The organism is Marinobacterium nitratireducens (assembly GCF_014645375.1).
Lineage (GTDB): Bacteria > Pseudomonadota > Gammaproteobacteria > Pseudomonadales > Balneatricaceae > Marinobacterium_A > Marinobacterium_A nitratireducens.
This window is the reverse complement of sequence record NZ_BMLT01000002.1, coordinates 1-16,989: the sequence shown is the minus strand read 5'-3', so window position 1 is coordinate 16,989 and position 16,989 is coordinate 1. Positions and strand designations below refer to the sequence as shown.

18 protein-coding genes are annotated in these 16,989 nt (G+C 62.0%); 13 read left to right on the top strand and 5 right to left on the bottom strand.

The features are described 5' to 3' along the window. Nucleotides 1-81: 81 nt before the first annotated feature. Nucleotides 82-1,053 (bottom strand): PstS family phosphate ABC transporter substrate-binding protein, encoded by a 972-nt coding sequence (locus IEX85_RS03125; protein WP_188858227.1) that lies wholly within the window; start codon nt 1,051-1,053, stop codon nt 82-84. A gap of 208 nt (nt 1,054-1,261) precedes the next feature. Here IEX85_RS03125 and IEX85_RS03120 point away from each other — a divergent pair, with 208 nt between their 5' ends. Together IEX85_RS03120 and IEX85_RS03115 are read left to right on the top strand one after the other, a co-directional pair. Further along, nucleotides 1,262-1,666: an acyl-CoA thioesterase gene (locus IEX85_RS03120; protein WP_188858226.1), complete on the top strand. Its 405-nt coding sequence runs from the start codon at nt 1,262-1,264 to the stop codon at nt 1,664-1,666. Between the two features lie 191 nt (nt 1,667-1,857). Beyond that, nucleotides 1,858-2,697: a class I SAM-dependent methyltransferase gene (locus IEX85_RS03115; protein ID WP_229721772.1), complete on the top strand. Its 840-nt coding sequence runs from the start codon at nt 1,858-1,860 to the stop codon at nt 2,695-2,697. A gap of 356 nt (nt 2,698-3,053) precedes the next feature. Here IEX85_RS03115 and uvrD read toward each other — a convergent pair whose 3' ends face one another. The 3 genes from uvrD to IEX85_RS03100 form a co-directional block, all read right to left on the bottom strand. Beyond that, the gene (gene uvrD / locus IEX85_RS03110) at nt 3,054-5,276 is read right to left on the bottom strand and encodes a DNA helicase II (RefSeq protein ID WP_188859383.1); all 2,223 of its coding nucleotides are present in this window, start codon (nt 5,274-5,276) and stop codon (nt 3,054-3,056) included. A 271-nt stretch (nt 5,277-5,547) separates the two neighbouring features. Beyond that, a complete protein-coding gene (locus tag IEX85_RS03105; protein ID WP_188858224.1) occupies nt 5,548-6,525 on the bottom strand; it encodes a homoserine kinase in 978 nt (325 codons plus the stop codon). 4 nt (nt 6,526-6,529) lie between these two features. Beyond that, the gene (locus IEX85_RS03100) at nt 6,530-6,811 is read right to left on the bottom strand and encodes a DUF2782 domain-containing protein (protein ID WP_188858222.1); all 282 of its coding nucleotides are present in this window, start codon (nt 6,809-6,811) and stop codon (nt 6,530-6,532) included. A gap of 114 nt (nt 6,812-6,925) precedes the next feature. Here IEX85_RS03100 and polA point away from each other — a divergent pair, with 114 nt between their 5' ends. Beyond that, nucleotides 6,926-9,676, top strand: coding sequence for a DNA polymerase I (gene polA, locus IEX85_RS03095; protein WP_188858220.1), 2,751 nt, complete (start codon nt 6,926-6,928; stop codon nt 9,674-9,676). A gap of 307 nt (nt 9,677-9,983) precedes the next feature. Here the strand turns inward: polA and yihA are convergent, their stop codons facing one another. After that, a complete protein-coding gene (gene yihA / locus IEX85_RS03090; RefSeq protein WP_188858219.1) occupies nt 9,984-10,646 on the bottom strand; it encodes a ribosome biogenesis GTP-binding protein YihA/YsxC in 663 nt (220 codons plus the stop codon). A 199-nt stretch (nt 10,647-10,845) separates the two neighbouring features. Between yihA and IEX85_RS03085 the strand changes: the two genes are divergently transcribed. The 10 genes from IEX85_RS03085 to IEX85_RS23930 form a co-directional block, all read left to right on the top strand. Further along, nucleotides 10,846-11,448 carry a c-type cytochrome gene (locus tag IEX85_RS03085; protein ID WP_188858217.1) on the top strand — a complete coding sequence of 201 codons (603 nt, stop codon included), beginning with the start codon at nt 10,846-10,848 and terminating at the stop codon, nt 11,446-11,448. Nucleotides 11,449-11,593: 145 nt separating this feature from the next. Beyond that, on the top strand, nt 11,594-12,226 hold the full coding sequence (locus tag IEX85_RS03080) for a thiol:disulfide interchange protein DsbA/DsbL (RefSeq protein ID WP_188858215.1): 633 nt from the start codon (nt 11,594-11,596) through the stop codon (nt 12,224-12,226). 154 nt (nt 12,227-12,380) lie between these two features. After that, entirely contained in the window at nt 12,381-14,009 is a 1,629-nt protein-coding gene (ubiB, locus tag IEX85_RS03075) for a ubiquinone biosynthesis regulatory protein kinase UbiB (protein ID WP_188858213.1), read from the top strand. Between the two features lie 95 nt (nt 14,010-14,104). Further along, the gene (gene hisI, locus IEX85_RS03070) at nt 14,105-14,515 is read left to right on the top strand and encodes a phosphoribosyl-AMP cyclohydrolase (RefSeq protein WP_188858211.1); all 411 of its coding nucleotides are present in this window, start codon (nt 14,105-14,107) and stop codon (nt 14,513-14,515) included. Then, nucleotides 14,505-14,840, top strand: a complete 336-nt coding sequence (locus IEX85_RS03065) for a phosphoribosyl-ATP diphosphatase (RefSeq protein WP_188858210.1) — start codon at nt 14,505-14,507, stop codon at nt 14,838-14,840. Before hisI ends, IEX85_RS03065 begins: the two co-directional genes overlap by 11 nt. A gap of 3 nt (nt 14,841-14,843) precedes the next feature. Then, nucleotides 14,844-15,179, top strand: a complete 336-nt coding sequence (locus IEX85_RS03060) for a histidine triad nucleotide-binding protein (protein ID WP_188858208.1) — start codon at nt 14,844-14,846, stop codon at nt 15,177-15,179. 15 nt (nt 15,180-15,194) lie between these two features. Beyond that, the gene (tatA, locus tag IEX85_RS03055; RefSeq protein WP_188858206.1) at nt 15,195-15,467 is read left to right on the top strand and encodes a Sec-independent protein translocase subunit TatA; all 273 of its coding nucleotides are present in this window, start codon (nt 15,195-15,197) and stop codon (nt 15,465-15,467) included. Between the two features lie 17 nt (nt 15,468-15,484). Continuing rightward, nucleotides 15,485-15,850 carry a Sec-independent protein translocase protein TatB gene (gene tatB / locus IEX85_RS03050; protein ID WP_188858205.1) on the top strand — a complete coding sequence of 122 codons (366 nt, stop codon included), beginning with the start codon at nt 15,485-15,487 and terminating at the stop codon, nt 15,848-15,850. Continuing rightward, a complete protein-coding gene (gene tatC / locus IEX85_RS03045; protein WP_188858203.1) occupies nt 15,850-16,650 on the top strand; it encodes a twin-arginine translocase subunit TatC in 801 nt (266 codons plus the stop codon). The genes tatB and tatC overlap by 1 nt, the downstream gene beginning before the upstream one ends. A gap of 35 nt (nt 16,651-16,685) precedes the next feature. Further along, nucleotides 16,686-16,989 (top strand): hypothetical protein (locus IEX85_RS23930; RefSeq protein WP_229721771.1); only part of this gene is annotated, 304 nt, incomplete at its 3' end.

Sequence of the window (16,989 nt, the reverse complement as noted above, 5' to 3'; positions counted from 1 at the left end):
AATTGTTACAGTCGGCGGACAAAAAGAAGCAGGGGAAGTCGTTGCCAACTCCCCCTGCGCTTTCTTGCTTTGCCGGGGCTGTTACAGGCCCAGGTCAGCCATCTGCTTTTCGACAACGGCAGCCGGCAGCGGGATGTAGCCGTCCTTGACGACAACTTCCTGACCGACTTTGGACATTACCAGCTTCAGGAATTCACGCTCGATCGGCTGCATGTCTTCGCCAGGCTTCTTGTTGACGTAGACGTACAGGGAGCGGGCCAGCGGGTACTTGCCGGTAACGGCGTTTTCCGGAGTTGCTTCGACGAACTCGCCACCTTCTTTCTTGGATAGCGGCAGGGCGCGGACGGAAGCGGTCTTGTAACCGATACCGGAGTAGCCCAGGCTGTTCAGCGAGGTGGAAACGGACTGAACGACGGATGCGGAACCCGGCTGCTCGTTGACGTTGTTGCGGAAGTCACCCTTGCACAGCGCTTTTTCCTTGAAGTATCCGTAGGTGCCGGATACCGAGTTGCGGCCGAACAGCTGGATGCTCTTGTCGGCCAGGGCTCCGGTCACGCCCAGCTGACCCCAGGTGGTGACGTCGTCAGCGGCGCCGCACTTGCGGGTCGAGGAGAAGACGGCGTCGACCTGATCGATGCTCATGCCTGCGATCGGGTTGTCCTTGTGTGCGAATACGGCCAGGGCGTCGATGGCAACAGCGACCGGGGTCGGCTTGTAACCGAACTTCTGTTCGAAGGCTTCGATTTCCTTGTCCTTCATCATGCGCGACATCGGGCCCAGGTTGGAGGTGCCTTCGGTCAGTGCGGGCGGAGCGGTAGAAGAACCGGCGGCCTGGATCTGGATGTTGACGTTCGGGTAGGCGCGCTTGAACTCTTCGGCCCACAGGGTCATCAGGTTGGCCAGGGTGTCGGAACCGACGCTGGACAGGTTACCGGAGACACCGGAAGCCTTTTCGTAGGTCGGCAGATTCGGATCGAGCAGGTCGGATGCGCTTGCGGTCATGCAGGTCGCAGTCATGGCGACAGCGGCGAACAGCTTCTTCATCGGTTTCATCGTTAGCTCCTGATTGGTTGAACCGGTAGCGTTCAAGTTCGAAGTGGCGCCCACTATAGGGTTGGACTGTGACAGGATTGTGACAGTGTAGGCCGGCGTCGTTTTTCTGCGACTTCTGCGGCGCAATTGCCTCTTTGCAGTAGTGATTTGTGCAGGCGCGAAGAGGTAAAATTCGCCCATTCTCGAATTTCAGATCGGATGTTCAACAATGCCAAAAGCCGAAGATCAACTCCTGGTGCCGGAAGGCGAGCTCAGTCTCAAGTTGCCGGCCAGCAGTGAAGCCACCAACATGTTCGGCGATGTCTACGGCGGCTGGGTCGCCGCGCGCGCGGTCGAAGCCGCCGAGATCCGCGCCGCCACCATCGCCGAGGGGCGCATCGCCACTGTCTCGGTCGGCAGTATGGATTTCATGGCGCCGGTGCTGGTCGGCACCATCCTCAGCTTCTTTACCCGCATCGTCGAGCAGGGACGTAGCTCGATGCGCATCGCCGTGGAGGTCTGGGGGCGCTGCCCGGACGGCCGTGATCCGCGCAAGGTGTCCGAAGTCGAGTGCGTGCAGGTCGCCATCGACGAGCAGGGGCGCATTCGTCGCCTGCCGCAGCAGGACGACTGATACCCCCGCTGCCTTCTGCTTTACTTGTTGTCGGGGTCTGCGGAATTTGCGTGATGGGTTACACGACGCCCTGACAGTGCGTAGGGCACCTTGAGTGTAGCGAAACCGGCCGTATGGGCGGTGCCGTCCGCTGCGCTCAGGGCACCCTAAGGTATGCGTACCGGGGAAACGAGGCAGCGAGGAGGTCGGATATGAAGGCTCGGGTGCTGAAAATGGGCCTGTCGACGCTGTTGGGATGGCGGCGCCAGGGCTATTTCATTCCCTATCGCTACGCCGACCAGGTCGAAGCGGGTGGCGCTGGCTACCCGGCGATCGAGCGGTTGCTCGGGCGGCACCGGCCGGAGTTCGAGCGCCTGCTGGAATCGCTGGCGGTGTTTGCGCCTCAGCTGCAGGCGCTGTCGGGGGCCAGTCCTCCGGACCCGCGCTGGCAGCAGAGCTGGTTTCCGCGCCTCGACGGCGCCGTCGCCTACGGCCTTACGCGACTGCTGAAGCCTGCCCGCATCATCGAGGTCGGCTCCGGTCACTCCAGCCGATTCTTTTACCGGGCCCTGCGCGACGGCGGGTTGGACTGCCGCCTGACCGCCATCGACCCCGCCCCCCGCGCCGACCTCGAGCAGCTGCCGATCGAGCTGCTGCGCCGTCCGCTGCAGCGCTGCGACCTGTCGCTGTTCGACACACTCGAGTCTGGCGACATACTCTTTGTCGACTCCAGCCACCTTCTGCTGCCGGGTTCCGACGTCGACTGGCTGCTCAATCGCGTCTGGCCGGCGCTGGCCGAAGGCGTGTTGGTGCATTTTCACGATATTCTGCTGCCGGACGACTATCCCGCCACCTGGCGCTGGCGCGGCTACAACGAGCAGCAGGGCGTGGCGCCGCTGCTCGGCGGTGCGGCGGAGCCTCTGTGGGCGAGTCACTATGTCGTGACCCGTATGGGGGACGCGCTGTCCCGCAGCCCGCTGGCGGCATTGCCGATGCCGGACGAAGCGATCGAAACCAGCCTCTGGCTGCGAAAGACCACACCGGCAGTGTGACGGGGCCCGGTACGCCTGCCGTTGCTTGGTCTCGGTGGGAGCCCGCGGGCACTTCCCCGCGGCGAATGGGGGCTGGTACCCTGGTGATCTTGGTCGCGGCGGGGCGCCGCTCCTTCGGTCGAGTGCCATATTGGGGTGGCGCAGGAGCTGCGCCCCCGCAGCGAATGGGGTTTACGCTGTACCCGGAATGGTTCGCGGTGGACGGGTGCCGCAACGGGGTTTTTGTAGGAGCCCACTCCGTGGGCGAATCTTGTCCATGTGGGTGTTCGCCCCGGGGACCGGGCTCCTACAATTTCCCCGTCACCCGTCACCCGTCACCCGTCACCCGTCACCCGTCACCCGTCACCCGTCACCCGTCACAGCGGCTCGAGCTTGGCGTAGCCGAGTACCAGCCACTTGGCGCCTTCGTCGTCGAAGTTGACCTGCAGCCGGGCCTTGGCGCCGGAACCCTCGTAGTTGACGACGATACCCTCACCGAACTTGGCGTGGCGCACGCGCTGGCCGAGACGTATTTCGCTGGCGGGCACCTCGGCGCTGGAAAGCGAGTCCGAACCGCTGTGAAACAGGCCCTGACCGCTGTCGGGGCGGGCCGTCAGAGGGCGGCGCACCTGGGCGTTGAGGCGGACCTCCTCGATCAGCTCGGCGGGCACTTCGTGGATGAAGCGCGACGGGCGATTGAAGTTTTCCTGGCCATGCAGCCGGCGTGATTCGGCGAAGGTCAGGTAGAGCTTCTGCATCGCACGGGTGATACCGACGTAGCACAGGCGGCGTTCCTCCTCGAGACGTCCGCCTTCCTCGATCGACATCTTGTGCGGGAACAGGCCTTCTTCCATGCCGGCCAGGAACACCAGCGGAAACTCCAGGCCCTTGGCCGAGTGCAGCGTCATCATCTGTACGCTGTCCTGGTAGTCGTCGGCCTGGGCCTCGCCGGCGTCGAGCGCGGCCTGGTCGAGGAAAGCGGTCAGCGGCGTGCGCGCCACAGCGTCCTCGGTATCGGCATCCTCCTGCCAGCTACCGGCGAACTGGCGTGCGGCGGTGACCAGCTCCTCGAGGTTCTCGATGCGCGACTGCGCCTTTTCGCCCTTTTCCTTCTCGTGGTGCTCGATCAGCCCGGATTTCTGGATCACGTGTTCGGTCTGCTCGTGCAGCGCGGTGCCGACGGTGCCGGCATCCAGCGCCTCGATCAGGTCGAGGAAGGCGCGCAGTGCGTTGGCCGCCCGCGCCGGCAGCAGTTTCTGCTCGACGATCTCGCTGGCGGCGCGCCACATGCTGTGGCCTTCGGCCCGGGCGCGCTCGCGCACGATTTCGATGGTGCGGGTGCCGATACCGCGGGTCGGCACGTTGATCACGCGCTCCATCGCGGTGTCGTCGTGACGGCTAGCGATCAGGCGCAGATAGGCGAGGGCATTCTTGATCTCGAGGCGGTCGTAGAAGCGCTGGCCGCCGTAGATGCGATAGGGCACGCCGGCGCGGATCAGCATTTCCTCGATGATGCGCGACTGGGCATTGGAGCGGTACAGCACCGCGCAGTCTGCGCGCAGGTTGCCTTCGTGCACCCACTGCTGGATGCGGTCGACGATAAAGCGCGCCTCGTCCTGCTCGTTGAAGGCGGCATAGAGCGACAGCGGCTCGCCGTCGGCGCCCTCGGTCCAGAGCTGTTTGCCGAGGCGTCCGAGGTTGTTGCCGATCACCGCGTTGGCGGCCTTGAGAATGCTGTTGGTGGAACGGTAGTTCTGTTCCAGCCGGATGGTCTCGGTGCCGGGGAAGTGATCCGGCAGGTTCTGGATATTCTCGATACGGGCGCCGCGCCAGCCGTAGATCGACTGGTCGTCGTCGCCGACCGCCATCAGCTTGCGTTCGTCGCCGCACAGCAGCCGCAGCCAGGCGTACTGGATGGCGTTGGTGTCCTGGAACTCGTCGACCAGGACGTAGCGAAAGCGCTCCTGGTAGTGTCGCAGCAGCGCCGGCGAACGGTCGCGCAGCAGCTCGAGGCTGCGCAGCAGCAGCTCGCCGAAGTCGATCATGCCGCCGCGCTCGCAGGCCTGCTCGTAGGCGATGTACAGATTCAGCATGGTGCGCTGGAACAGGTCGTGGGACGGCTCGATATGGGCGCTGCGCAGGCCCTCGTCCTTCTGTGCGTTGATGTACCACTGGAACTGGCGCGCCGGCCAGCGCTGGTCGTCCAGGCCCATCTCCTTGGCCAGGCGCTTGATCAGCCGCAGCTGGTCGTCGCTGTCCATGATCTGGAAGTTGTCCGGCAGACCGGCGTCGCGCCAGTGGGCGCGCAGCAGCCGGTGCGCCAGGCCGTGGAAGGTGCCGACCCACATGCCATGGGGATTGAGCCCGAGCAGTTCCTCGATACGGCCGCGCATCTCGCGGGCGGCCTTGTTGGTGAAGGTCACCGCCATGATGGAGTAGGGCGACAGGCCCTCGGCCTGGATCAGCCAGGCGATGCGGTGCACCAGCACCCGGGTCTTGCCGGAGCCGGCGCCGGCCAGTACCAGCAGGTTCTGCATCGGCGCCGAAACGGCTTCGCGCTGGGCGTCGTTTAGGGAGTCGAGAATCGGGGTAACATCCATAGCGGCGGCATTGTGCTCGGGTTGGGCCGGGGCGGCGCAGGTCCGCGACCGGGTATCGATGGCTGTATGGGTGTCCAGTATTTTAACCTGATGCACCGGCAGATTCATCCTGTGCTCTCAGAACATCACCAGAGCATCGGACGCTGTTGATGGGTTTCTGATATTTGCTCCTGCAATATCAGGATTTCCGCCGTCCGTGGCGGTTACGCGGCATCAAACCAGGTGCATCCCGATAGCGAAGACGGTCTCGAAAACGCTTTTCAGCACTCCGCTAGGGCAGCGGGGCTGTGTGGTCGATGCGGAATTGCAGGATACGTTTTAGCTCGACCGGATCCTTGAGTTTCATCTCGCCGCTCTGACGCCCGGCCTGCTCGAGCCCGAGCCAGGGAATCAGGCGCGACAGCCAGAAACGCATCGCTGCGGCGCGTGTCAGCTGCGGCCAGGCCTGGCGCTCGCCGTCGGTGAACGGGCGTTCGGCGGCGTAGGCGGCCAGCAGAGCCTGCTCCCGGCCTGCGTCTATGGTGCCGTCCGGGTTGACGCACCAGTCGTTGGCGACGATGGCCAGGTCGTACATCAGATAGGCGGTCGCGGCGTTGTAGACGTCGAGGATCGCGGTCAGTTCGGTGCCGTCGAACAGGGCGTTGTCATGGAACAGATCACCGTGGATGGCGCCCATCGGCAGATCGGGTTCGGCTTCGCGCAGCTCGTCGAACAGGCGCACCTCGCGCAGCAGCAGCTCGGCCTCGTCGGCTTCCAGCAGCTGTGCCACGCGCTGGCTTTCCCGCCGCCACCAGAAGACGCCGCGGTGGGCCTGGCGGCGCATGTAGAAGTCGAGCCCCGCTTTGTGCAGCTGGGCCAGCGCCTTGCCGGCGGCGGCGCAGTGATCCGCGGTCAGCTCCTGCTGCGCCACATGGTGGCCGCGAAAGCGCGGCAGCAGCAGCGCCGGGCGGCCATTGAGTTGCTTCAGCGCGATGCCGTCGCGGTCCTTGAACGGTGCCGGTACCGGGCAGCCACGCTCTGCCAGCCAGCCGGTGAGCTCGACGAAATAGGGCATTTCGTCCATCCCGAACTCTTCGAACAGCGTCAGCACGTACTCCTGCTGCCCGCCGTCGTCGCCCTGCAGAGTAACGAAATAATTGGTGTTTTCGATGCCGCCTTCGATGCCCTTGTGGGTGACCAGCGAGCCGAGTTCGAAGTCGGCCAGCAGACGGTTGAGGTCCTGTTCGGTTACTTCTGTATATACCGCCACGATATTACCAGCTGAAAATGACCCATTTCGGGATCAGGAGGGAAGAGTTTTCGAAACGGGTGAACTCGTCATGGCTGCCCTCGACGGGCACCAGATAGTAGGGCTTGCCGACCGGAGGGACGACCTTGATTTCCCTGAGCTTGCCGCCGACCCGGTATTCGTAGATGGTTTTTTCCTCGGCGTGCCGGATGGTGATCTGCGGCGCCTCCGCGCCCGGCTCCGGCAGGGTTTCGGCCTGTGCCGGTGGCAGCACCAGCAGGCTGGCGAGCAACAGCAGTTTCTTCATCGTAGTCCCTTGGTCGTTGGTTTGGCTGGCGGTAATTTAATATGATTGGGCGCTTGAACACTATCCCTGGTCAGGATTTATGGCAGGCCAGGTCACCAGCACAATGGACAGACTATGCCCGATCAGCACCCATCCCTCATTCTAGTCGACGGTTCTTCCTATTTATACCGTGCCTTTTTCGCCTCCCAGCAGGCGGATCTGCGCACCTCGGAAGGTTTTCCGACCGGCGCGGTGCGGGTCGTCACCTCGATGCTGCGCAGCCTGATCAAGCAGCACCCGCAAAGCCCCGTGGTGGTGGTGTTCGACGCCAAGGGCAAGACCTTCCGCGACGAGCTGTTCGAGGAGTACAAGTCGCACCGTCCGCCGATGCCGGACGACCTGCGCCAGCAGGTGGAGCCGATCCATGAAATTATCCGGGCGATGGGATTGCCGCTGCTGGTGGTGGACGGCGTCGAGGCCGATGACGTTATCGGCACCCTGGCGCGCCAGGCCAGCGCCGCCGGCATGGCGACGCTGATCTCCACCGGCGACAAGGACATGGCGCAGCTGGTGGACGAGCATGTCACCCTGATCAATACCATGAACGACAGCCGCCTCGATGTGGCCGGTGTGCAGGAGAAGTACGGTATTCCGCCGCACCTGGTGATCGATTTCCTGGCACTGATGGGCGACAAGGTCGATAACATTCCCGGGGTACCGGGGATCGGCGAGAAGACCGCGCTGGCGCTGCTGCAGGGTATCGGCAGCATCGCCGACCTCTACCGGAATCTCGACCGGATTCCGGAGCTGGGCTTTCGCGGCGCCAAGTCGATGCCGAAAAAGCTCGAGGAAAATCGCGAGATGGCGGAGCTTTCCTACCAGCTTGCGACCATCAAGACCGATGTCGAGCTGGATATCGGCGTCGGCGAGTTCGGTCTGCCGGCCCCGGATAACGACAAGCTGCTTGAGCTGTTCAAGCGCTTCGAGTTCCGCACCTGGGTACGTGAGCTGGAGGAAGGCGGCGGCAGTGCCGGGGCCAGTGACGAAGACAGCCCGGACGAGGTGCTGGTGCCGGAGAATGTGGAATACGAAACGGTGCTGGAGCAGGCGGACCTGGAGCGCTGGCTCGGGGTGCTGCAGGGCGCCGAGCTGATCGCCTTCGACACCGAAACCACCAGTCTCGACTACATGCAGGCCGAGATCGTCGGCGTTTCCTTCGCCGTCGAGCCGGGCAAGGCTGCCTATGTACCGCTGGCGCACGACTATGTCGGCGCACCGCAGCAGCTCGACCGCGCCGAGGTGCTGGCGCAGCTCAAGCCGCTGCTGCAGGACCCTGCGCGGCCCAAGGTCGGGCAGCATATCAAGTACGACATGAATGTGCTGGCGCGCTACGGTATCGAGCTCCAGGGCGTGGCGTTCGACACCATGCTGGAGTCCTACGTGCTCAACTCCACCGCCAGCCGCCATGACATGGACAGCCTGGCAGATTATTACCTGGGCGTAAAAACCGTCCATTTCGAAGATATCGCCGGCAAAGGCAAGAAGCAGCTGACCTTCAACCAGATCGACCTCGAGCAGGCCGCCCCCTACGCCGCCGAGGATGCCGATATCACCCTGCGCCTGCACCGGGTGCTGCATGAAAAGCTCAGCCGCGAGGGCAAGCTGCTGAAAGTGTTCGAGGAGATCGAACGTCCGCTGATTCCGGTGCTCTCGCGCATCGAGCGCAACGGAGCGCTGGTCGATGCCAACCTGCTGGGCAGGCACAGTCAGGAACTGGCAAAGCGACTGACCGAACTCGAACGCGAAGCCTTCGAGCTGGCCGGCAAGGAGTTCAACCTCGGCTCGCCCAAACAGCTGCAGCAGATTTTCTACGAGGAACAGCAGCTGCCGGTGCTGAAGAAGACACCGAAGGGCGCGCCCTCGACCGCCGAGGAAGTGCTGCAGGAACTGGCACTCGACTACCCGCTGCCGAAGCTGATCCTCGAGCACCGGGGGTTGAGCAAGCTCAAGTCGACCTACACCGACAAGCTGCCACAGATGATCAACCCGCAAACCGGCCGTATCCACACCTCCTACCACCAGGCGGTGACCGCCACCGGTCGGCTGTCGTCGACCGACCCGAACCTGCAGAATATTCCGGTGCGCAATGCCGAGGGCCGGCGCATTCGCCAGGCATTCGTGGCGCCCGAGGGCTGCAAGCTGGTGGCGGCGGACTACTCCCAGATCGAGCTGCGCATCATGGCGCACCTGTCCCAGGACCAGGGCTTGCTTAACGCCTTCTCCAAGGGCGAGGATATCCATCGTGCCACTGCGGCGGAGGTCTTCAAGGTTGACCTGGATGAGGTCTCCGCTGAGCAGCGGCGCAGCGCCAAGGCGATCAACTTCGGCCTGATCTACGGCATGTCGGCGTTCGGTCTCGGCAGGCAGCTTGGCATCGGCCGCAACGAAGCGCAGAAATATATCGATCACTACTTCGAGACCTATCCGGGCGTGCAGCGGTACATGGATGATATCCGCGAGCAGGCGCGGGAGAGAGGCTATGTCGAAACCCTGTTCGGCCGTCGTCTGTATCTGCCCGAGATCAACTCGCGCAATGCCATGCGCCGCCAGGCGGCCGAGCGCACCGCGATCAATGCGCCGATGCAGGGCACTGCGGCGGATATCATCAAGCGGGCGATGGTGCAGGTGGATGACTGGCTGAGCGCTTGCGGCTTCGATGCCCGCATCATCCTGCAGGTGCACGATGAACTGGTATTCGAGGTGCGGGAGGATCAGGTCGAGGCGTTTGTGAAGGAGGTCACAGAGCGGATGGCCGGCGCCGCGCAGCTGGATGTGCCGCTGATCGTCGATGCCGGCGTCGGCGCCCACTGGGACGAGGCGCACTAGGGCGGAAAATTTTTGTACGAATTTGTGTTGCCAGCCGGAACTTTCGCCTCAGCGAAGGTTCCGAATTATTGCAGAGTCACATTTCACATTCATCTGTGCCATGGTGGTGGCTGCTGTACATAAGAAGCATGCGTTGAAGCCCTACACCTGCCTGTATTCCCCTTCCAGGCTCTTGTAGGGCTTCTTTTTGGCGCTTCGTGCAGCCGGACACCAATCGATCTGTACTGCGATCGATATGATGGGGTTCGCGATGCCCGATCATCATAGAAACCGTAAAGCATCGGTCCGATGCATCGCTCAGCCCATCCTACGCTTCGTCCGCTTCGCTCGCGTCTTCCGCTTCGCTGTTGTCTTCGGCGAGCAGCCACTCGCTGATACGTTCCTGCAGCTGCTCGACACCGCTTTTCTTCAGGGCCGAGAACGCCTGTACCGACACCAGATCGCCCAGGCGCTCGCGCAGCTGCCTGCGGACCTGCAGCACTGTGCTCTGCATGGGCCCCTTCTTGAGCTTGTCCGCCTTGGTCAGCAGGACATGCAGCGGCATGCCGGTGGATTCGCACCAGCCCACCATCATTTCGTCGAACTCCTTCATCGGGTGGCGGATGTCCATCACCAGCACCACGCCGCGCAGGCACTGGCGTTTCTGCAGATAGGCGTCCAGGTGCTTTTGCCAGTGCTCCTTCATGGCGATGGGTACTTTGGCGTAGCCGTAACCCGGCAGGTCGACGATACGGAGGCCCGGCAGGTTGAGGTCGAAGAAGTTGATCAGCTGGGTGCGCCCGGGGGTCTTGGAGGTGCGCGCCAGCCGCGAGTTGTTGGTCAGGGTGTTGATGGCGCTGGATTTGCCGGCGTTGGAGCGGCCGGCAAAAGCGACCTCCGCGCCTATGTCATCAGGGCACTGGCTCAGGCGCGCGGCGCTGGTGTTGAAGGCGGCGCTGTTGAATTTGATGGGGTTTTCGGTGATCGGCATGGAAGGTCCGTGTGCTGGCGCGGTTGGCTGCAGGAGCTATTATCCGTTCCAGTTTATGTGGGTATTGGCTATAATGCCGCAAAATTTTAACCGCGGCCGCGCCTGAGCTCCAGTCGTGGCGTCGCAAGAACCTAAAGTTTGCGCCGGTGCGCCGGAGTGGACTCACAACTTCAAATCACGAAAGAGTCTGGGTTAGTCGATGAACAAATTACTGATCAGCTTACTGTTGACCCTGGGAATCTCGGGATTGGCGCAGGCGGCCGGCGATGCAGCCGCAGGGCAGGCAAAAACCGCGGTATGCGCGGCGTGTCACGGCGCCGACGGCAACAGTGCCATCGCCAACTTCCCGAAACTGGCGGGCCAGAACGAGGCATACCTGCTCAAGCAGCTGAAGGATATCAAGGACGGCTCCCGCCCGGTGGTCGAAATGACCGGCCTGCTCGACAGCCTCAGCGATCAGGACCTCGAGGACATCGCCGCCTATTTCGCCAGCAAGAAGGTACAGCTCGGCCAGGTATCCCCGGATCACCTGGAAGCGGGTCAGAAAATCTTCCGCGCCGGCATCGCCGACAAGGGCGTCGCTGCCTGCACCGCCTGCCATTCGCCGAACGGCACCGGTATCGCTTCGGCGGGCTACCCGGCCCTGAGCGGCCAGCACGCGGACTACGTCAAGAAGCAGCTGATGGCATTCCGCACCGAAGCCCGCGACAACGATCCCAACCGCATGATGCGCGATATTGCCGCCAAACTGAGCGACAAGGACATCGAAGCGGTCGCCAACTACGTGCAGGGTCTGCACTGACCGGCCGGTGTTCAGTCATGGTTTGGAAAAGGCAGCTTAGGCTGCCTTTTTAGTGACCGCAGGGACCGGGTTCGGGATGAACTTTGGCCTCTGTGCGGGGTCCGCTAGGAAGCCCAACTTCAAGGATTTGTCGGAGAGCAAGATAATGCTGAAAAAACTGTGCGTTGGCCTGATGGCCCTGTTCATGTCGCTGACGGCTGTTGCTGCGCAAGGCGACCGCTTCCAGGATGGCAAGGAATACGTGACGTTGCCGTTCCCGGTGAAAACCGTTGATGAAAGCAAGATCGAAGTCGTGGAAATGTTCGGCTACCTCTGCCCGCACTGCAACGCATTCGAGCCGCTGGTGCACAGCTGGAGCGAGAAGCAGGCGGACGACGTCGAGTTCGTGCGTATTCCGGTCGTGTTCGGCCGCAGCTGGGAGCCGCTGGCGCGCGCCTACTACGTCGCCGACCTGATGGATGTCGTCGACCAGACCCACCAGGCCGTCTTCGATGCCATTCATCTGCAGAAGAAACGCTTCACCGACAAGGACGATCTGGTCGATTTTTACGGCAGTCTGGGGGTGGACAGCGACAAGTTCGCCAAGCTGTACGACTCCTTTGCCGTCAATACCAAGCTCAACCAGGGGGAGTCCAAGGCCCGTGGCTACGAGATCACCGGCGTGCCGACCATGGTCGTCAACGGCAAGTACCGGATAACTGCGTCGTCGGCCGGCGGCCATCGGCAGATGCTGGAAGTCGTGGACTTCCTGGTCGAGAAGGAACGCGCGGCAATGTAAGCCCGCGGTTCTCCGCATCCAAGCCGCCGCACTCCGGCGGCTTTGTCGTTTCAGGGGGCCGTGCCGGCCTCCCTCGCTCTGAGGTGCGCTTTACCTGCCCCGGGTCAAAGGGCACACTTACGCTTCTTTTGCTGTCAGACAGGATTTCGTTCAGGTGCGTCGACTCCTCCGCATACTCAAGATCGCCAGGGTAATGGCGCGTTACCGGCTGGATACCTTCTTCGAGCAGGTGCCGCTCCCCTGGTATGTCATGTTCTGGTTGCGGTTGCTGCCCTGGCGTTACCTGGTGCCGGCCGACAAGCCCGGCGGCGAGCGGCTGCGTCTTGCGCTCGAGGCGCTGGGCCCGGTGTACATCAAGTTCGGCCAGATGCTGTCGACACGGCGCGACCTGCTGCCGGACGATATCGCCCTCGAACTGCAGAAGCTGCAGGACCGGGTTCCCCCGTTCCCGGGCGTCGAGGCGCGGATGCTGATCGAGCGGTCACTGGGGCAGAGCATTACCGAACTGTTCCAGCGCTTCGATGTCGAGCCGCTGGCGTCGGCGTCTGTCGCCCAGGTGCACCTGGCGACATTGCGTGATGGCCGCGAAGTGGTGGTCAAGGTGGTTCGCCCGGGGATCGAGCGCACCATCCGCAAGGACGTCGATCTGCTCTATACCTTTGCCCGCCTGCTGCAGTGGGCCTGGCCGGAAGGGCGTCGTCTGCGTCCGGTGGAGGTAGTGTCCGAGTACGAGCAAACCATCTTCGACGAGCTCGATCTGCGCAAGGAGGCCGCCAACGGCTCGCAGCTGCGACGCAACTTCGAGCATTCCGAGATCCTTTATATTCCGGAAATCAACTGGGATCTGACCCGGCGCAACGTGCTGGTGATGGAGCGGATCCACGGTATTCCGGTGGCGGATGTGGATCGCCTCAGGGCCAACAATACCGACCTCAAGCTGCTGGCCGAGCGTGGCGTGGAAATCTTCTTCACCCAGGTGTTCAGGGACAGCTTCTTCCATGCCGACATGCACCCCGGCAATATCTTCGTGTCGCCGGACGACCCCACCAATCCGCGCTATATCGCAGTCGACTTCGGCATCGTCGGCTCGCTGACGCCCGAGGATCAGAGTTATCTGGCGCGCAATATCCTGGCGTTCTTCAAGCGTGATTATCGCCAGGTGGCCCAGTTGCATATCGATTCCGGCTGGGTGCCGGCCGATACCAACCTGTATGCCTTCGAAACCTCGATTCGCAGTGTTTGCGAACCGATATTCGAGAAGCCGCTGAAAGACATCTCGTTCGGCCAGCTGCTGCTGGGGCTGTTTCAGACCGCCCGGCGCTTCAATATGGAAGTGCAGCCGCAGCTGGTGCTGCTGCAGAAGACCCTGCTGAATATCGAGGGGCTGGGGCGCCAGCTCTATCCGGACCTTGACCTCTGGAAGACCGCCAAGCCGTTCCTGGAAAACTGGATGCATCAGCGCATGGGGCCCAAGGCCGTGACCCGCTCGATCAAGAGCCAGGCCCCCGACTGGCTGGAGAAGCTGCCGCTGATGCCGCAGCTGGTGTTCGACTCGCTGCAGCAGCTGAAGCGGCTGGAGGCGGCCCAGCAGGAGCATCAGCAACTGCTGAGACAGGAGCATGAGCGCAGGCTGCGGCAACGGCACTGGTCCAGGGCCGCGGGGCTTGCGCTGCTGCTGCTGGCGCTGGCCGGCAGCCGGGGGGAGCTGCAGCAGGCAATCTCGCAACTGTCCGCGACCGGCTGGGGGCTGGCCGCGGTGGGGTTCTATCTACTGCTGCGCTAGGCCTGTGATCCATTCACGAGTGACGTTGCTTGGCCTGGCCTGGGGCTTCGGTTATTCTTCCGGGTTAAAGTCAGCTTAAGGTTCAAGAAGAAGTCATGTCGGAACTCTGGCTCGATCAGGTGAAATGGAATAACGATGGTCTGGTGCCGGCCATCGCGCAGGACTATAAAAGTGGCCACGTTCTGATGGTTGCCTGGATGAACCGGGAGGCGCTTGCGCTGACGGTGCAGGAAGGCCGGGGAATTTACTGGTCGCGTTCCCGTCAGAAGCTCTGGCGCAAGGGCGAGGAGTCCGGTCACGTACAGAAGCTGCACGAGTTGCGTCTCGACTGCGATGGTGACGTCGTTTTGCTGCAGGTCGAACAGCTGGGCGGTATTGCTTGTCATACAGGCAGGGAGAGCTGTTTCTACAGCGTGCTGGAGGGTGACCACTGGAAGCCGGTGGACCCGGTACTGAAAGCACCGGACGCCATCTACAAGCCGAACGGGGCCGCCGATGAGCAATGATATTCTGCAGCAGCTCGCCGCCGTGCTGGAGAGCCGAAAGCAGGCGCAACCCGACAGCTCCTATGTTGCCAGCCTGCACGCCAAGGGGCTGAACAAGATTCTGGAAAAGGTCGGCGAAGAGTCGACAGAAGTGATTCTGGCGGCGAAGGATGCAGAGCGCAGCGGCGAGCTTGGCGAGTTGATCGGTGAAACTGCGGACCTCTGGTTTCACAGTCTCGTGATGCTGTCGCATCTGGGGTCGTCTCATGAAGCCGTCCTGGATGAGCTGGCCCGCCGGTTCGGTCTGTCCGGACTGGAAGAGAAAGCCAGCCGGAGCAAAGGCTGAGGAGTGCGGGACTGCATCTTCTGCCGCATCGCCAGGCATGAAGCAGATGCCCGGGTGGTCTATGAGGATGACAGGATCATCGCGTTCCACGACATAGCCCCCAAGGCGCCGACGCACTTGCTGGTTGTGCCGAAACAGCACATTCGTAATCTGGCCGATTTACATTTGGAAGATGAGGGGCTGATTGCCCACCTGATGCTGTCATTGTCCGATATCGCGCACACGGCCGGTCTCGACAATGGGTTCCGAACCATTACCAATACCGGTCCGGGCGGGCATCAGGAAGTCTATCACCTGCATTTTCATATTCTCGGAGGCCGGCGCCTGCCGGCCCTGTAACACTGGAGGCACATTATGGGTTTTGGTGGAATCAGTATCTGGCAGCTTCTGATCGTACTGGCGATTCTGCTGCTGCTTTTCGGCACCAAGAAGCTGCGCAATATCGGCGGCGACCTAGGTGGGGCGGTCAAAGGGTTCAAAAAGGCGATGTCGGATGACGGCAGCGACAAGTCCGACAGCGAGGCGAAAAAGCTGGAAAAGGACAAGGCTGAAGATGCCCAGTTCTCCGAGCAGTCCGACGCGGTGAAGAAAGACACCGTCAGCGACGACAAGAAGTCCGGCCAGTAAGCCGAGCGGGCGCCTGAATGTTCGATATAGGTTTTGCCGAACTGCTGATCATCGGCGTGGTGGCGTTGCTGGTTCTGGGGCCGGACAAACTGCCGACGGCGATCCGTACCCTGGGGCTCTGGGTCGGCAAGTTTCGCCGCACCGTCAGCGGCATCCAGGCCGAGATCTCCGAGGAGCTTCGCCTGGATGAGATGCGCCGCAATGCGGCCATCGAAAAGGAACGGCTGGATCGCGAGCTGGCGGAGATGCAGACGCCGTTCAAGCCGGAGCAGCAGTCAACCGATGCAGCCTCCGCAGGGGCTACGCAGGCGGAACCGGCGTCATCCGCCGGGCACTCTGATGCGGGCGGCAACGACAGCCATCGTAATAAAGCGGATTCCTGATGAGCATACCGAGCGGGGACGCGCCTGAGCAGGATCAGGAGCAGCCCCTTATTTCTCACCTGGTGGAACTGCGCCAGCGGCTGATGTGGTCCATGCTGATCATCCTGGCCGTGTTTCTTGCGCTGTTTTACTTCTCCAACGATCTCTACGAGTACATCTCCGCGCCGTTGACCGCGCTGCTCCCGGAAGGGACCAGCATGATCGCCACGGATGTGACGTCGCCGTTTTTCGCGCCGTTCAAGCTGACGATGATGGTTTCCATTTTCGCGGCAATGCCTTTCATCCTGCACCAGATCTGGGGGTTCATTTCTCCGGGACTGTACAGGCATGAGAAGCGTATCGCGGTGCCATTGCTGGTCTCGAGCATCTTTCTCTTCTATAGCGGGATCGCCTTCGCGTATTTCGTGGTGTTTCCGCTGATCTTCGGCTTCTTTACCAGCGTCGGTCCGGAAAACGTCGCTGTGATGACCGATATCAGCAGCTATCTCAACTTTGTGCTGAAGCTGTTCTTTGCATTCGGCATCGTGTTCGAGATTCCGATCGCGACGCTTCTGCTGATCTGGAGCGGCATCTCCACCGTCGAAAGTCTCAGCAGCAAACGTGCCTACGTGATCGTCGGCTGCTTCGTTGTCGGTATGCTGCTGACACCGCCGGATGTCATTTCGCAGAGTCTGCTGGCGCTGCCGATGTGGTTGCTGTTCGAACTCGGCATAGTGCTGGGGCGGCTGCTGGTGCGTCGGGATCCTGAAGGCGAGGAGGCCGATGACTCAGGTGAACCGGATACCGGCCAGGGCGGGTAGTCGTTCCCGCATGGCTTCCCCGAAGGGCACCCGCAGTGGTGCCCTTTTACGTTGTACCCTGCCTTTGTAGTTTATTTACCGCTAAGTTGCTCAAGGCGAGCGGAACAGCATCGAGCTGGTTGTTTTTTGATCATAAATATCGGTTTTACGGTTTTTTTGAGTTTTTATTACAATGGCTGTTGACTCTCCCGCTCATGGCTGTAGAATTCGCCTCCTCGCTTGGGGAGACAGCCGGAAACGGCAGTCGGGACCAGCGGGAAGGTTGGAAACAAGTTATTGATTTTCATAAGAAAATGACGATAATGACCGGCCTTCGAAGCAGCTCTGATTCGCAGTCGC

Coding starts and splice junctions, on each gene's coding strand:
- IEX85_RS03085 (WP_188858217.1), top strand. CDS start 10,846: ATGAACAAATTACTGATCAGCTTACTGTTGACCCTGGGAATCTCGGGA.
- IEX85_RS03115 (WP_229721772.1), top strand. CDS start 1,858: ATGAAGGCTCGGGTGCTGAAAATGGGCCTGTCGACGCTGTTGGGATGG.
- tatA (WP_188858206.1), top strand. CDS start 15,195: ATGGGTTTTGGTGGAATCAGTATCTGGCAGCTTCTGATCGTACTGGCG.
- IEX85_RS03065 (WP_188858210.1), top strand. CDS start 14,505: ATGAGCAATGATATTCTGCAGCAGCTCGCCGCCGTGCTGGAGAGCCGA.
- yihA (WP_188858219.1), bottom strand. CDS start 10,646: ATGCCGATCACCGAAAACCCCATCAAATTCAACAGCGCCGCCTTCAAC.
- tatB (WP_188858205.1), top strand. CDS start 15,485: ATGTTCGATATAGGTTTTGCCGAACTGCTGATCATCGGCGTGGTGGCG.
- IEX85_RS03100 (WP_188858222.1), bottom strand. CDS start 6,811: ATGAAGAAACTGCTGTTGCTCGCCAGCCTGCTGGTGCTGCCACCGGCA.
- IEX85_RS03120 (WP_188858226.1), top strand. CDS start 1,262: ATGCCAAAAGCCGAAGATCAACTCCTGGTGCCGGAAGGCGAGCTCAGT.
- uvrD (WP_188859383.1), bottom strand. CDS start 5,276: ATGGATGTTACCCCGATTCTCGACTCCCTAAACGACGCCCAGCGCGAA.
- hisI (WP_188858211.1), top strand. CDS start 14,105: ATGTCGGAACTCTGGCTCGATCAGGTGAAATGGAATAACGATGGTCTG.
- tatC (WP_188858203.1), top strand. CDS start 15,850: ATGAGCATACCGAGCGGGGACGCGCCTGAGCAGGATCAGGAGCAGCCC.
- polA (WP_188858220.1), top strand. CDS start 6,926: ATGCCCGATCAGCACCCATCCCTCATTCTAGTCGACGGTTCTTCCTAT.
- IEX85_RS03125 (WP_188858227.1), bottom strand. CDS start 1,053: ATGAAACCGATGAAGAAGCTGTTCGCCGCTGTCGCCATGACTGCGACC.
- IEX85_RS03080 (WP_188858215.1), top strand. CDS start 11,594: ATGCTGAAAAAACTGTGCGTTGGCCTGATGGCCCTGTTCATGTCGCTG.